Annotated in this window: 15 protein-coding genes; 2 read left to right on the forward strand and 13 right to left on the reverse strand. The window is 40.6% G+C overall.

Going from position 1 to position 14,421, the window contains the following annotated elements:
- Positions 1 to 42 precede the first annotated feature (42 nt).
- From DUT71_RS13860 to ubiE, 12 genes are all read right to left on the reverse strand, one after another.
- Entirely contained in the window at positions 43 to 639 is a 597-nt protein-coding gene (locus tag DUT71_RS13860; protein ID WP_113663143.1) for an OmpH family outer membrane protein, read from the reverse strand.
- A gap of 36 nt (positions 640 to 675) precedes the next feature.
- On the reverse strand, positions 676 to 1,206 hold the full coding sequence (locus DUT71_RS13865) for an OmpH family outer membrane protein (RefSeq protein ID WP_113663144.1): 531 nt from the start codon (positions 1,204 to 1,206) through the stop codon (positions 676 to 678).
- Between the two features lie 21 nt (positions 1,207 to 1,227).
- Complete coding sequence (bamA, locus tag DUT71_RS13870) at positions 1,228 to 3,765, reverse strand: outer membrane protein assembly factor BamA (protein WP_113663145.1); 2,538 nt, start codon at positions 3,763 to 3,765, stop codon at positions 1,228 to 1,230.
- A gap of 63 nt (positions 3,766 to 3,828) precedes the next feature.
- Positions 3,829 to 4,569 (reverse strand): isoprenyl transferase, encoded by a 741-nt coding sequence (locus DUT71_RS13875; RefSeq protein ID WP_113663146.1) that lies wholly within the window; start codon positions 4,567 to 4,569, stop codon positions 3,829 to 3,831.
- A 25-nt stretch (positions 4,570 to 4,594) separates the two neighbouring features.
- Complete coding sequence (gene porG / locus DUT71_RS13880; protein ID WP_162796048.1) at positions 4,595 to 5,413, reverse strand: type IX secretion system protein PorG; 819 nt, start codon at positions 5,411 to 5,413, stop codon at positions 4,595 to 4,597.
- A 1-nt stretch (position 5,414) separates the two neighbouring features.
- The gene (locus DUT71_RS13885) at positions 5,415 to 6,296 is read right to left on the reverse strand and encodes an NAD kinase (protein WP_113663243.1); all 882 of its coding nucleotides are present in this window, start codon (positions 6,294 to 6,296) and stop codon (positions 5,415 to 5,417) included.
- Positions 6,297 to 6,303: 7 nt separating this feature from the next.
- Complete coding sequence (locus tag DUT71_RS13890) at positions 6,304 to 6,966, reverse strand: CBS domain-containing protein (protein WP_113663147.1); 663 nt, start codon at positions 6,964 to 6,966, stop codon at positions 6,304 to 6,306.
- 5 nt (positions 6,967 to 6,971) lie between these two features.
- On the reverse strand, positions 6,972 to 7,736 hold the full coding sequence (locus DUT71_RS13895) for an alpha/beta fold hydrolase (protein ID WP_113663148.1): 765 nt from the start codon (positions 7,734 to 7,736) through the stop codon (positions 6,972 to 6,974).
- A gap of 112 nt (positions 7,737 to 7,848) precedes the next feature.
- The gene (locus DUT71_RS13900; protein ID WP_113663149.1) at positions 7,849 to 8,298 is read right to left on the reverse strand and encodes a GatB/YqeY domain-containing protein; all 450 of its coding nucleotides are present in this window, start codon (positions 8,296 to 8,298) and stop codon (positions 7,849 to 7,851) included.
- Positions 8,299 to 8,399: 101 nt separating this feature from the next.
- On the reverse strand, positions 8,400 to 9,158 hold the full coding sequence (locus tag DUT71_RS13905) for an SDR family NAD(P)-dependent oxidoreductase (protein ID WP_113663244.1): 759 nt from the start codon (positions 9,156 to 9,158) through the stop codon (positions 8,400 to 8,402).
- Positions 9,159 to 9,207: 49 nt separating this feature from the next.
- The gene (gene porT, locus DUT71_RS13910) at positions 9,208 to 9,942 is read right to left on the reverse strand and encodes a type IX secretion/gliding motility protein PorT/SprT (RefSeq protein ID WP_113663150.1); all 735 of its coding nucleotides are present in this window, start codon (positions 9,940 to 9,942) and stop codon (positions 9,208 to 9,210) included.
- Positions 9,939 to 10,667, reverse strand: coding sequence for a bifunctional demethylmenaquinone methyltransferase/2-methoxy-6-polyprenyl-1,4-benzoquinol methylase UbiE (gene ubiE / locus DUT71_RS13915; protein WP_113663151.1), 729 nt, complete (start codon positions 10,665 to 10,667; stop codon positions 9,939 to 9,941). The genes porT and ubiE overlap by 4 nt, the downstream gene beginning before the upstream one ends.
- Before the next feature lie 123 nt (positions 10,668 to 10,790).
- Here ubiE and yihA point away from each other — a divergent pair, with 123 nt between their 5' ends.
- The gene (gene yihA, locus DUT71_RS13920; RefSeq protein ID WP_113663152.1) at positions 10,791 to 11,435 is read left to right on the forward strand and encodes a ribosome biogenesis GTP-binding protein YihA/YsxC; all 645 of its coding nucleotides are present in this window, start codon (positions 10,791 to 10,793) and stop codon (positions 11,433 to 11,435) included.
- 20 nt (positions 11,436 to 11,455) lie between these two features.
- Positions 11,456 to 12,313 carry a UbiA-like polyprenyltransferase gene (locus DUT71_RS13925; RefSeq protein WP_113663153.1) on the forward strand — a complete coding sequence of 286 codons (858 nt, stop codon included), beginning with the start codon at positions 11,456 to 11,458 and terminating at the stop codon, positions 12,311 to 12,313.
- Positions 12,314 to 12,423: 110 nt separating this feature from the next.
- Here the strand turns inward: DUT71_RS13925 and DUT71_RS13930 are convergent, their stop codons facing one another.
- Positions 12,424 to 14,388 (reverse strand): KUP/HAK/KT family potassium transporter, encoded by a 1,965-nt coding sequence (locus DUT71_RS13930; RefSeq protein WP_113663154.1) that lies wholly within the window; start codon positions 14,386 to 14,388, stop codon positions 12,424 to 12,426.
- Positions 14,389 to 14,421 lie beyond the last annotated feature (33 nt).

A 14,421-nucleotide genomic window follows, 5' to 3' on the forward strand; every position in this document is an offset into this window, starting at 1 on the left:
AGCTCTCCTAATTCCGCCAGTTAAAATTCATTTATTTAAAAACTATGGTTTTTTAGTTGGCCCTGCGGCAGGTTTTGAGGCTGCTGGAGCGCTTGCCGAAATTCCCAATTTAGCTTTAATTGCGGCGGTAATATCTTCGCCACCATCAAAATATACCAAGTTGTTGAAACCTTGCGAGGCAGCAGTATCAAAAACATAAGCCAAACCTTTTTCTTTTGCAATTGAATTGATCGCGGTAGCTACTTTTTGTTGCAAAGGAGGATATAATTCTGATTGTTTATCTCTCAGGTCTTTATCTGCTTTTGTACGTGCATCTTCAATTCTTTTTTGCAAGTCCTGCAACTCAACTTGAGCGGCTTGTAGTTCTTTAACCACTACCTCTCTATTGGCCTCACTCAAGGTTCGCTCTTTTTCTTGAAAACCTTTTAACTTAGTTTGATATTCAGCAATCATCTTGTCAATTTCAGCTTGCTTTGATTTTGCTAAATTTTCGATAGTAGTGGAAGCGGTTTTGGCTTCTGGCAATACTGCAAAAATCTCGTCTGAGTTTAAATGACCTAATTTTTGTTGAGCGTTTACAACCTGAGTAGTTAAAAGTAATCCCGCAGCTACAAATAATCCTTTAATTAACTTTTTCATTTTTTATTTTTCCTAATGTTTGTTTTCTATTGTGTGTTACTTAACCAATGTACCTGGCTTAAATCCTAGTCTAATAATTACATCGTTGCTGATATCGTAGTTGGCACTTGCGTAAATCATCATGGTGCTTTCGCTACTTTTATCAAAAACGAAGTCAATGTATTTGTTTTTTGCAACTTCTGCAACGGTAGTTGAAACTTTTTCTTGGATAGGTTTCAACAATTTCGTCCTGGTTTGGAACAAATCTCCCTCAGGGCCAAATCTTTGGCGTTGCAATTCCTTGGCTTTTTTTTCTTTTTCGATGATATCGTTTTCTCTACGTTTACGCATATCATCTGTTAAAAGTACCTGATCGGCCTGGTAAGTTCTATACATGGCATCTACCTCTTTAAATACATCGTCAACTTCTTTCTGATATTGTTTAGATAAACCTTCTATCTGCGTTAACGATGATTTATAATCAGGAATATGTTTCAGGATATATTCTGTATCAACATAAGCTGTTTTTTGTGCCGATACTCCCAATGCCATCAGAAGTAGGCAACTTATAAAAAATATCTTTTTCATAATGGTTTCCAAATTGTGTTATTAATTAAATCCGCCTAATTGTTGGGCTATACTAAATGTAAAGCTTTGCTTTCCTCCATCTTGTACACCTGGAATTCTATCAAAGGCATGTCCATAATCGATACCCAATAATCCAAATATCGGTAAAAATATTTTAGCACCCACACCTGCTGACCTTCTCACATTAAACGGGTTAAAATCTCCAAACTTATTCCAAGTGTTACCCGCCTCGCCAAAAACAGTTAAGAAAGCGGTTGCCTGCTGCGAATTAATTACCGGATAACGCAATTCCATTACGTACTTGGTAAAAATTGGGCTACCTGAACTTTGCGCAATGGATGGGTTTGCACCTACCGGAATTACGGCATTATTGGCATAGCCACGCATGGCGATAATTTCTGATCCTTGCAGGAAGTCGAAACCTTGCATACCATCGCCACCTAGTTTAAAACGCTCAAAGGCCGATTGTCCGACCGCACTGTTATACGACCCCAGGAAACCAAACTGAGCTTGGCCCTTAAATACCAATTTGCCCACTACAGTTTCAAAAAACTGTGCCTCAAATTTCCACTTGTGGTATTCGGTAAATTTATAGCGCTGCTTATCTGATGCGGTAGCATAGTTTACATTATTAAGCAGCGAGTATGGTGGTGTAGCCTGTATGGTAAATCTTAAATAGGCACCGCCTGTAGGGAAAATGTGGTGGTTTCTTGAATCCCTTGCAATTTCCTGGGTAATGTTTAAGTTGTACGACTCGCCCGTGCTGAACAAGTAACCCGGATAGTTGTTTAAAACATATTGGTTTAAGTTGATAGAGTGAACCAAGGAGAACCAGTTATCTGGCCATTTCAGTTTTCTACCCAGGCTAAACGAAACCCCGTTCAAACGGATACCATAATAGTCAACATTGCTCTTGGAAAGGCCGTTGGACTGCAAGGAAGTAAATGCGCTCACCCCAAAACTTACCGGCTTTTTACCTCCAAACCAAGGCTCCGAGAATGAGAAGCTGTATGATTGGTAGTATTTACCGTTAGTTTGTCCACGTAAGCTTAGCTTTTGCCCGTCGCCTTTAGGTAATGGCCTGTAAGCTTCGCCTTTAAATAAATTCTTTAACGAGAAGTTGTTGAAGGTTAAACCTAGGGTACCAATTACACGGCCGCCACCAAAACCGCCTGATAGTTCAATCTGATCTGAGGGCTTTTCCTCAACATGGTACACAATGTCTACTGTACCATCTTGGTTAGGCTTAGGTACCGGGTTGGTTTTGGATTCGTCGAAATTACCCAATTGGCCAATTTCACGTACACCACGGATCAAAGCTTCTTTTGAGAAATAATCCCCAGGTTTTGTACGGATTTCCCTTAACACTACCCTATCATTGGTAATAGTGTTACCTACTACGCTTACTTTGTTCACGGTGTATTTCGGGCCTTCGTAAATACGCATTTCAACGTCAACGGTATCTCCATAAATTCTGGTTTGCACGGGATCAACGTTAAAGGTCAAATAACCATCGTTCAAATAAAGACTCGACACGTCATCGCCGTTGGCGCTACCTCTTAGCTTTTTCTCCAGTTTTTCTTCGCTAAATACTTCGCCCTTTTCGATCCCGAAAATTTTTGCTAATATTTCTGTGGGATATTTGGCATTGCCTACCCAGCTGATATTACCGAAATAATATTTGGGCCCCTCATACATCTTGATTTTGATGCCTACGGTTTTATCGTTATAGCGATATACGCTATCGCTGATCAGTGCGGCGTCACGGTATCCTTTTTCGTGCAATTTGGCCACGAAATTAAGCTTATCTTCTTCGTATTTCTCTTTATTGAACTTACCGCTGCCAAAAATTTTGTAGAAAGCACGTTGTTTGGTTTTCTTTAGGTACTTTCTAAGCTTGGCCGATTTAAATTCTTTGTTTCCTTCGAATTCGATTTTCTGAACTTTAACCCTTTTGCCCCTATCAATGTTTACCTGAAGAATCATACTGTTCTCCTGATTTGGGTCGGGCTTTGTTTTATAATCGATTTTGGTATAGAAAAATCCTTTTTCGAACAAGTATTTAGTGATGATTGACCTTGTAGTATTGTAAAGGTTATCGTTAATGATCGTTTTACCTACCTTATCGCCCAATTTTTCCTGGATATCGGTTTTTTGGGATTTGCTAATGCCGGTAAATTCCAAACCGCTCAAACGTGGAAGCTCAACTACTTCAATATCAAAATAAACGGTGTCTCCGTTAATTTTAGATACGTTTAGCTTAATATCGTCGAATAGGCCCTGCGCCCATAAGTTTTTAATGGCATTGGCTGTTCCCTCACCTGGGAGCATGATGGTTTCTCCCTTTGTTAATTTAGAAAGCACGATGATTACATCTTTATCTAAATATTTAGCGCCAGTAAGTGTTGTTCCTCCAATGATGTATTCTCTTGGGGCAAAATAATCTAAGTTTAGACCATTTACTTTTAATGAAGGTACGGCTTGTTGTGGGTTACGAATTTGAGCTAGTGCTGGGGACCCCATCAATAGCAAAAATACTAGGTGATATATTCTTCTCATTTACAATCTAAAAAACGTTGCTAAGTTAATTTAAACTCCTGTTAAAAAGTGTTAAAAGAAAAATTAGTTAAGTTGTTCACTAATTTTGCCGAAGCGACGTTCGCGTTTTTGGTAATTTACAATGGCTTCGTAGAGGTGTTCTCTTCTGAAATCGGGCCATAAGGTTTCGGTGAAATACAATTCTGTATAGGCCATTTGCCACAAAAGATAATTGCTGATACGGTGCTCTCCGCTGGTACGGATCATGAGCTCTGGATCAGGAATATTTGCCGTGGTAAGTTTAGCGGCGAAAAGCTGTTCGTCAATTTGATCAATACCAAGCTGTCCGGCTTTAACCTGCTCGGCTATTTTCTTTGCTGCCTCCACAATTTCCCATTTTGCACTGTAGCTTAAGGCTAATGTTAAGGTACATTTGGTATTGTCCTTGGTTTTGTTCATGGCATCGGCTAAGTCATCAATACATTTTTGCGGCAGCGATTTTAAATCGCCTATGGCATTTAGCCTGATGTTATTTTTGTTAAGTGTTTCGGCTTCCTGGTTGATGGTAGAAATCAGTAGTTCCATTAATGCGTTTACTTCCTCAATTGGACGATTCCAGTTTTCTGTTGAAAAAGCATAAACAGTAAGATATTTAACGCCTATTTCTACACAGCCTTCCACGATATCCTTCACGGAAAGCACACCACTCTCATGGCCAAAAACCCTAAATTTGCCCTGGTTTTTTGCCCAACGGCCATTACCATCCATAATGATGGCAATATGCTCTGGCAAGCGACTAATATCTATTTGATCTTTAAAATTCATTTACTGTTTTAGAGGGCGTTAAGAGTTAAAAACACTTTTGGCTCACAAAGGTATAAGTTATGCCAATACCTACAAACATATAAGTATCTCTTTTTCTAAAATCTCCACGCTGGGTGTTGGGCACTCCAATGTAATTGCCGGTGATTTCTCCCGAGCGATCCGACAGAATTTGCTGCATTTGACGGATAGGGGCATCGTTAGATAGTTTACTTGGATCTGGATAGTTGCCGCTTACATCGTCTAAATAGCGGGTATAGGCATTTCTATAGCCTATATTGCTCATTACACTCCATCTTTCGCCAACCCTGTATTTCACGCCCAATCCAAAGGGAATACTCAATGCGTAAGTTTTATAGGCTTCTCCTTCTGTTTGATAATCGGCCAGGTCATATTTTTTCCCCTGGTAAATTGCTGTTGGATTAAAAATCACGCCGCCAATCCCAGTAAAAAGGTAGGGTGAAAATTTGGAGAAGCCTCCTCCGGCAAAATAATCAAAAAAGTTAAAGTCGACCATCAAACTAATTTCATGGAGATTATTGCTGAAACTGAGATTACGCGTCCTGAAACCTTCGTTAGAGGATTTTGCGTCGTCAGCCTTTATCTTGCCAAAATTATAGTTGAGGGAGAGCGCCCAATTGGGATCGAAATTAATTTTCGCAAAACCACCAAAGGAAATCCCACTGATTTTTAGGGGCTGTGTAGGATTTAAATCGCCCATGTATCCAGCCCCGCCGGCCTGGGCACCTAGTTCCCATACCTGGGCACTGGCATTAAGAGCGTTAAGAACGTTAAAGGTAAAAAACGTACTTAAAACGATGGCTAATAGCGTTCTTTTATACCTCATCCTAATAGTTACGGGTATCAATACCCCAAAGCAGTTTATTCCTTAACGTAGTTAAAAACGTTTCATTGTTAAGACGGATAAGATTTATGTTAAATTTTGCTTTGTTGATATTAATTTTCACACTTCGGTCTACCGTTTCGGTTCGGGAATCGCAAGTGAGCAAAAATTTGGTGCTGCGTGCTTCTACCTCAAAAGTAAGTTCTACGTTATCAGGCACAATGATGGGCCTTACGTTTAGGTTATGCGGTGCTACCGGGGTAATTACAAAGTTTTGGGCACTAGGCAAGATAATTGGCCCGCCGCAGCTTAATGAATAGGCGGTTGATCCAGTTGGTGTGGCAATGATCAGCCCATCGGCCCAATAGGAGTTTACAAACTCCCCGTTCATATAGGCATGGATGATCATCATGGCTGAATCATCCCTACGGTGAATGGTAATGTCGTTCAATGCGAAATTTTCATCGTTAAACAACCCCGTTTTTGATTCCAGGTTGAGTAAACTGCGCTTGTCGATGGTGTATTCTCCATTGACCAGTGCTTTTATTGCGGCATTGATTTCGGCTTTATTGATACTTGCCAAAAAGCCCAAGCGGCCAAAATTGATCCCTATTACCGGAATTTGCGAATCGCGAACGAATGAAAGCGTGTCCAACAAAGTTCCATCGCCACCTAAGCTTAACAGGATATCTGCACGGTTTACCAATTCCAGGTGTCCTGAAAAAGTGGTGAGGGTATTTGGCAAAACCAGTTTGTTTTTGATAAAATCAAAAAACTTTTGATAAACGGTTATTTCAATTTGTTGTGCCACAAGGGCATCAAATACCTCTTGTACGAAGGGCAGCACACTGTTGTTAAAATCTCTCCCGTATAAGGCTATCTTCATGTAAGAATTATACATTTAAATAGTTCATGAACGAATCAAATCTATCCATTGAACCATCATCATGACTGCTGTTGTTAAATACTGCTTTAACTTCATAATCGTAGCGCTCAAAAGCAGCCACTATTGCAGAAATTTCTGTTTTATTAATTTTCAAGGTCACTTCCAACCTCGTGGAATCGGGGTAGGAACTGATGTACGAGGAAAGGATCTGGGCGTTATCTGCCTCCACTATTTGCGCCATGTGTGCCAAAGAGTTGTTCCTATTGCTAATAGAAAGTATAATGATCCCGCCTGGTTCATTTACCGAATAAAGGTTGGCGGTAAAATTGAGCAGGTTATTAATGGATATGAGCCCCAGATAGTTCTTTTGCTGATCAAGTACGGGCACTACCGATAGTTGCAGTTCACTAAAAAGCCTGATTACTTCGTAAATATGTACATTTTCGAATGTAAAGGTATTCAATAGCTTTACGGGCAATGCTCCAATGGCAATTTCCATATCTCTGGCTTCCATCAGTTCCTCCTCAGAAACCAAGCCCAAGTATTGGGTTTCGTTAACGATAGGCAAATGGTATAGCTTAAACTCATTCATGCGCTCCAAGGCCTTCCGCACAGTATCGGAGGTACGCAATGGAGGTATGATGTTCGATATGAGTTTTCCTGCAAGCATATCATTTACTTAAGCAAAATTCTGTCCAAAAATTTTTGCAGATAATTGTTAAATATTTCGGGCTGCTCCATCATTGGGGCATGGCCACATTTATCTACCCAGTTCAATTCAGAGTTGGGCAGTAATTCATGAAATTCCTCGGCAACGTCCGGAGGGGTTACCTTGTCCTGTTTTCCCCAAATTAACGACACAGGAATGGTAATTTTTTTAAGTTCTTTGGCCATGTTGTGCCTAATGGCCGATTTGGCAAGCGCTAATATCCTAATTACACGCGAGCGGTCGTTAACGGTTTGGAATACCTCGTCAACCAGTTCCTTGGTTGCTGTTGCCGGATCGTAAAAAGTGAATTCGACTTTTTCTTTGATAAAATCATAGCTCTCCCTACGTGGGAATGATCCTCCAAAAGCATTTTCGTACAAACCCGAGCTTCCGGTAAGCACCAATGCTTTTACAAATTCCTGATGGGCCACAGTGAACACCAGCCCTACATGGCCGCCCAAAGAATTGCCCACCAAAACTACTTGGCCCAGCTTTTTGAACTTAAGGAACCGATGCAAGTACTTAGACAAACTTTTTACTCCCAGAGTTAGGATGGGCAGTTCGTAAATTGGCAAAATAGGTACCAGCACCCGATAATTCGATTTGAATTTATCCACGGTATGTTCCCAGTTGCTTAGTTCGCCCATTAAACCATGAAGTAATACTAAAGGCTCTCCTTCTCCAACCTCAATAAATTTAAATCCCTCTTGTTCAATTACTTCGTAATTCATAAATATAATTATGTATTGTCTTGGTATATGCCACTAAGTTAATAGAGTAAATGTAATTAATGAGAATTAAAATCACATTTTAACATTTATAGTGCTTAATGATACTTTTAAATTACTGGGAAAGTTGGCTTTTTACAATTTCTCCGATCAACTTACCTTCAGCTTTTCCTGCCAGTTCTTTATTGGCAATGCCCATCACCTTTCCCATTTCTTTGATAGAGCTGGCGCCAGTTTCGGCAATAATTTTAGCAATAATGGCCTCAATTTCTGATCTTTCCAGCTGCTTTGGCAAAAACTGTGAGATCACCTCAATTTCTTCCTGCTCTACCTGGTAAAGGTCATCCCTTCCCTGCGATTGATAAATATCAGCCGATTCTTTACGTTGCTTAACCAGCTTTTGTAAAATTTTTATTTCAGCTTCCTCATTGATCTGTTCAGTTTGGCCTTTTTCTGTTTTTGCCAATAGCAATGCAGATTTTATAGCCCTTAGGCCTCTCAATTTTACCTGGTCTTTAGCCAACATGGCTTGTTTTATTTCCTGATCTATGTTTGTTGATATCATATCTGAGTTATATGTGATGCGTTATCGGCTGCGTGCTGCTATTCATTATCATTTTTAAGTTGGTGGCTTAAGCTTATAACTTGCAGCTCAAAACAATGTTTTTAGTCTCTTTTTACAATGGTTCCTGTGGCCTGTGCAGTTGGCATAATCAGCATATCATTGATATTGACATGCGCTGGCCTACTTACCACGTACCAAATGGCATCGGCAATATCCTGTGCAATTAGGGGTTCCAAGCCATCGTAAACTTTTTTGGCTCGGTTCTCGTCACCCTTGAAACGCACAATAGAAAATTCCGTTTCTACCATTCCCGGGTTAATTTCCGTTACTTTAATGCCGTGGGGCAAAAGATCAATACGCATTCCCTTGCTGAGGGCATCAACGGCATGTTTACTGGCACAGTACACATTCCCGTTGGGATAAACTTCTTTACCGGCAATGGAACCTATATTGATGATATGTCCCTGCTTCCTTTCCACCATCCATGGAGCTACCGCTCTGGTTACATAGAGCAGGCCTTTTACGTTAGTGTCTATCATCCTGTCCCAGTCTTCGGTGTCCCCCTTATCAATGGGATCTAGTCCCTGGCTTAAACCTGCGTTGTTTACCAGCACATTTACATTCTTCCACGCTGCGGGCAAAGTTTCCAGCACATAATTGATATTTTCTTTATCTCTTACGTCGGCAATCAATTTCTTGATTTTAACTCCGTAATTTCCGATAAGCTGTTGTGCTTGGCTATCAAGTAGGTTTTCTCTGCGTGCAATGAGGATCAAATCATAACCTTGTGCGGCAAAAGTATCAGCACAGGCAGCACCAATGCCAGATGTTGCCCCGGTAATTAAAGCTATTTTGGCCATTTGTTTTTGTTGGATTTTGCACAAAGTTATGCTTTTTATTAAAAGCGCTTTACTCAAAAAACAAGCTAAAAGTAAAATTTCGCAAAATTGCCCGATCTATCGGGGTATCATAAGGGTGTCCCTCCCTTTTGGTAACATCTTTAAAAGAGTGACTTACTTTAATTTCTGGAGACATTTTAAAGTACTCGAAATAAAGATCAAAACCTATACCGGCTTCGTATGATGTATACCTGTTTTTGTTCTTCAACATCCGCTCGGCCCATGCAAAGCCTTCGTCTTTCGGCTTTTTACCTGCACCTAAGTCCATCGAGTACTTAAGCCCCAAAAGCACGTAAGCCCTGAAGTCCTTGCGCCTTTCTGATTTCAACTTGATGCCCAAAGGTAAATCCACAATCACTGGACTAACTTTCTGTTCTTTAACTGTGCCGTCGTTGAAACTATAGTCTACCAGTTTATCGGCAAAAATCAAACTGGGGGTGCTCCGCAAATCGAGATTGTTATTGAGTTTATAATTAACCACAAAACCAATCCCAAATCCTACCGTGGGCTTGGCCTTAATTCCTGTAAGTGGTGGTGTTACTGGCCCTAACGGGCCTTCCTGAGGGTCGGTATTGATGAAAGGCTCACGCCAGTTGGATTTTGTAATAATTTTGTATTCCGAAAGTACATATTGGAAACTGAATCCCCAGTTAAAATCCTGCTGATCGATACCGCCACCCCAATTTTGGGCATTGGCGGCTTTAGCAAACAGGAAACATAAGAGAATCAATAGCGGTTTCTTCATTTAATACCCGTATAGATGGCACTTATACCAAACGTTAACGAACGGTGTTTGGTATGCTGGTACCCGATTTTTTCCATCAAAGCCGTAAAGTCCTTCCCGTCAGGGAAAGCCTGTACTGATTCTTCTAAATATGCGTAGGCTTTTTTATCCTTCGAAAACAACCCTCCAAAAAATGGTGTAGCGTATTTAAAATAGAAGTGATACAGCTGCTTCACGGGGAATACTCTAGGTTTAGAAAACTCCAAAATCACTACCTTTCCACCAGGTTTAAGCACGCGGAACATATCGGCCAATCCCTTTTCGAGATTTTCGTAATTGCGCACCCCAAAGGCTACCGTAATGGCGTCAAAAGCATCATTTTCAAAATGCAGGCCTTCCGAATCGCCCTTTTGCACTGAAAAAACATCTCCCAAATTTCTTTCGGCGATTTTCTTTTTCGCGACCTCCAGCATCCCTTCCGAAATATCTACGCCAATGATCTGTTGTGGTTTCAAAATCTTGATGGATTCTAAAGCAAAATCACCTGTTCCGGTGGCTACGTCTAATATTTTTTGTGGCCTGGAAGGCAAGAGCTCTTTAATGGCCTTTTTACGCCAGATAATATCGATACCCAGGGACAAAAAATGATTGAGAAAATCGTAAGTACCAGAGATATTGTTGAACATGCTGGCCACCTGCTCTTTTTTTGTTTCGGTACCTGAATAGGGAGTGATTTGTGGATTCATAATGTTGTGCAAAGTTACGATTTTAGATTTACGAATTACGATTTGAAAACCTAGATATTGATGATTCCTTTATCTGGTTTTTTCAACTTTCGGTCTTTCGGACTTAAACGTTACCTTTGCAATATGATTATTAAATCGGCAACCTTTGTAGTTAGCAACACCAAAGTATCGGCTTTGCCCTTACCAGACATGCCCGAGTATGCGTTTATTGGTCGTTCTAACGTGGGAAAATCATCATTGATCAACATGTTGGTGAACCAGCAAGGCTTGGCAAAAACCTCCCAAAAACCAGGCAAAACACAGTTAATTAATCATTTTTTAGTTAACGAGAAATGGTATATTGTAGATTTGCCGGGTTATGGCTATGCCAGGGTTTCTAAAACCAGTAGAGAAAAATGGGAGAAATTTATCAGGGCATACCTTACCAAGAGGGAGAACCTGCAATGTGTTTTTGTATTGATAGACAGCCGCTTGGAGCCACAAAAAATTGACCTAGAGTTTTGTTCTTGGTTGGGCGAATGCCAAATTCCTTTTGCTTTGGTGTACACCAAGGCCGATAAGCAGTCTGGCCCAAAAACTGATCAGCATGTTGCCAAGTTTAACAAAGCTTTGCTGGGCTGGTTTGAGGAGGTGCCTCCATATTTTATCACTTCCTCTGAAAAAGGGCAAGGCCGAGAAAAATTACTGCAATTTGTACAGGAGGTAAATGAAGACTTTGTAAAACCTGTAATCGATCCTCAATTTTATACGGCCAGCAAATCGGAATAATCAGTTTTTTTAACATTTCAATGAAGAAGTTTTTTTCGTTAGTTTTATTTGCCCACTCCATATTTGCAATGCCTTTTGCTTTCATCGGGTTCTTTTTGGGCGTAACCACCACTGATCAGCCTTTTAACTGGTATTTGTTACTGGCTGTGGTACTATGTATGGTTTTTGCCCGAAATGCTGCCATGGCATTCAACAGATATTTGGACAGAGATATAGATGCCAGAAACCCTCGTACCGTAATGAGGGATATCCCTTCCGGGAAGGTTTCGGCCAAGGAAGCGCTCATTTTTGTGATTATCAACGGTGTGCTTTTTATTGCTACCACCTATTTAATCAACCCGCTTTGTTTCTACTTATCGCCCGTAGCCATTTTTGTGGTGCTGTTTTACAGTTACACCAAGCGTTTTACCGCCTTATGCCATTTGGTACTAGGACTTGGATTGGGACTAGCTCCAATAGGTGCCTACATTGCGGTAACGGGTCAATTCAACATTGTTCCGGTATTATATTCATTTGCGGTATTGTTCTGGGTGAGTGGTTTTGATATTATCTATGCGCTTCAGGATGAAGAGTTTGACCGCTCGGAAAAACTACATTCTATTCCTTCGGCTCTAGGTCGCAAAAATGCGTTAAAGCTTTCTTCGTTCCTGCATGTTTTGTCGGCCGCCTGTGTAATTGCACCAATTTATTTCATGGATTTTGGCTGGCCCTACTATGCTGGTGTGGTATTTTTCTGTGCAATGCTTATCTACCAACATCGCTTGGTTAAACCTAACGACATCAGTAAAGTGGATAGAGCTTTTGCCACAACCAATGGCTATGCCTCAGTAGTTTTTGCAATTTGCTTTTTAGCGGACGCTTATTTAAGAGGTAGATAGTTTTAGGTTAATGGCTTAGTTTTTTCCGCTGATTTGGGCAGATTGATTTACAAAACATACTACCTTCCCGATTTCTGACACCCGCTCCTAACTATCCATACCAGTCCATACTAAACGGGCAACCTGTTCAATTCAATATCATCAGGGCTCACAAAAATTAACGGTACTTTTTCTACATCTACATAACTTGAATCTAATCCAAAACTGGTTACTTCAGATAAACTAAGTTTTTTAAGGATAAAATAATAATCCATTATGGTTTCTTCGTAGAAACTCAGGTTGGTAAACTTGCTCAGGTGTTTCTCCAACAATACAAACCTAAAATCGCCTGCAATATTATGTTTGTTTAAGGAGGTATATTGGCTGGTGATATCTACTTCTCCGTTTTTCACCAGCTCCTCAACTACTTTGCGATAGAGCAAATTTACACGCTGTTCGATCCTAAAACCTAGCTTAAAATCAATCCTGATCAGTTTTCCAGGGATAAGGAATTCAACCTTATAGTCCATCGTATAAGGTTCGTCCATTACATCAACATGCACCAACCAATAAACATCGGCCCGCTTAGGTTCTTTTTGAATGATAGAATAAATGATCTTCGACTCTATTTCTGTTTTGAAGTTGGCGCTGGTCAGATACACCAGCTGTGATGAAAATTTAGGTACAGAGGTATCATTGCTAAGTTCTTTTATGATCTCGTAGTAGTCTTCAATTTCCACATATTTAACAAATCTATTTTTGATCTTGCGGGATGCGTACCAAGTCCACATTACGCTTAGCAATACCATGCTGATCAAGAGCGTTACCCAACCACCATGTACAAATTTAGCCATGTTACCAATGAGGAACGACAGTTCAATTGCCATATAAATAGTCACGAAAGCCACAATTAAATACATCGGGAACTTTTTCCTCAACATATAAACCGCCACCAAAATGGTGGTCATCAAAAAGGTAAGGTTAATGGCCAAACCGTAAGCTCCCTCCATGTTGTCGGACTTCTGGAAAACCAATACAATGATGATACAGCCAATACAAAGCAACCAATTGATAGAGGGCACATACAATTGTCCTTTTTGCACGCTTGGATAGTTAATGCGCACCTTTGGCCATAGGTTTAGCCTTACCGCTTCCGAAATTAAGGTGAAAGAGCCAGAAATCATTGCCTGTGAAGCAATTACCGCCGCTGTAGTAGCTAAAATTACCAAGTACAGCACCAGGTTTTCGGGCACCAACTTAAAAAATGGATTAGAAAGAGCGTCGTGGGGGTCGTAACTTCCAGCGTTTTTCAGCACCCACACTCCCTGACCTAAATAATTGAGGATCAGCATTATCTTCACAAAGATCCAACTAATACGAATGTTGTTTCTGCCACAGTGTCCCAAATCGCTGTAAAGAGCTTCGGCCCCGGTAGTACAAAGAAAAACCCCGCCCAAAATTAGCAGTGCCCCTGGGTTGGTGGCCATTAAATGTATTGCATAATAAGGATTTAGCGCTTTAAAGATCCAAGGATCGTGGACAACCTGCAATAATCCGATCACCCCTAAGGTACCAAACCAGAACATCATGATGGGTCCGAAAAGTTTACCCACCAAGTTGGTTCCAAATTGCTGAATGATAAACAACAGAGCGATGATAGAAATTACGATAGGAATAACCTGTACCTCAGGGAACTTCAGTTTTAAACCTTCTATTGCCGAGGTTACGGTAATACTTGGCGTGATCATCCCATCGGCTAAAAGCGCAGCCCCGCCAATAATTGCAGGCACCACCAGCCACTTGGCCTTTTTTCGTACCAGTGAATAGAGCGAAAAAATCCCGCCTTCGCCCTTATTATCGGCCCTAAGCGTGATAATTACATATTTGATCGTGGTTTGCAGGGTTAACGTCCAAATGATACACGACAAGGCTCCGAGCACTAAATCGGGCGTAATGTGCTGCCCCGTATCTATTACTGATTTAAAAATTGCTTTTAGTGTATAAAGGGGAGATGTCCCTATATCACCAAACACTATTCCCAGTGTAACTAATAACCCTCCGGCAGTAAGGGCATTAACGTTTTTATGACTTGACACTTACTTAAAAATTTGACTGCAAAATTACATTAA

Source organism: Pedobacter nanyangensis, from assembly GCF_003313505.1.
GTDB lineage: Bacteria > Bacteroidota > Bacteroidia > Sphingobacteriales > Sphingobacteriaceae > Pedobacter > Pedobacter nanyangensis.

Bases quoted from the DNA above. Each gene is read 5' to 3' on its own strand.
- yihA (WP_113663152.1), top strand. From the start codon at position 10,791: ATGATTATTAAATCGGCAACCTTTGTAGTTAGCAACACCAAAGTATCG.
- DUT71_RS13900 (WP_113663149.1), bottom strand. From the start codon at position 8,298: ATGATATCAACAAACATAGATCAGGAAATAAAACAAGCCATGTTGGCT.
- DUT71_RS13925 (WP_113663153.1), top strand. From the start codon at position 11,456: ATGAAGAAGTTTTTTTCGTTAGTTTTATTTGCCCACTCCATATTTGCA.
- DUT71_RS13890 (WP_113663147.1), bottom strand. From the start codon at position 6,966: ATGCTTGCAGGAAAACTCATATCGAACATCATACCTCCATTGCGTACC.
- porT (WP_113663150.1), bottom strand. From the start codon at position 9,942: ATGAAGAAACCGCTATTGATTCTCTTATGTTTCCTGTTTGCTAAAGCC.
- ubiE (WP_113663151.1), bottom strand. From the start codon at position 10,667: ATGAATCCACAAATCACTCCCTATTCAGGTACCGAAACAAAAAAAGAG.
- DUT71_RS13875 (WP_113663146.1), bottom strand. From the start codon at position 4,569: ATGAATTTTAAAGATCAAATAGATATTAGTCGCTTGCCAGAGCATATT.
- DUT71_RS13865 (WP_113663144.1), bottom strand. From the start codon at position 1,206: ATGAAAAAGATATTTTTTATAAGTTGCCTACTTCTGATGGCATTGGGA.
- DUT71_RS13895 (WP_113663148.1), bottom strand. From the start codon at position 7,736: ATGAATTACGAAGTAATTGAACAAGAGGGATTTAAATTTATTGAGGTT.
- DUT71_RS13860 (WP_113663143.1), bottom strand. From the start codon at position 639: ATGAAAAAGTTAATTAAAGGATTATTTGTAGCTGCGGGATTACTTTTA.
- bamA (WP_113663145.1), bottom strand. From the start codon at position 3,765: ATGAGAAGAATATATCACCTAGTATTTTTGCTATTGATGGGGTCCCCA.
- DUT71_RS13905 (WP_113663244.1), bottom strand. From the start codon at position 9,158: ATGGCCAAAATAGCTTTAATTACCGGGGCAACATCTGGCATTGGTGCT.
- porG (WP_162796048.1), bottom strand. From the start codon at position 5,413: ATGAGGTATAAAAGAACGCTATTAGCCATCGTTTTAAGTACGTTTTTT.
- DUT71_RS13885 (WP_113663243.1), bottom strand. From the start codon at position 6,296: ATGAAGATAGCCTTATACGGGAGAGATTTTAACAACAGTGTGCTGCCC.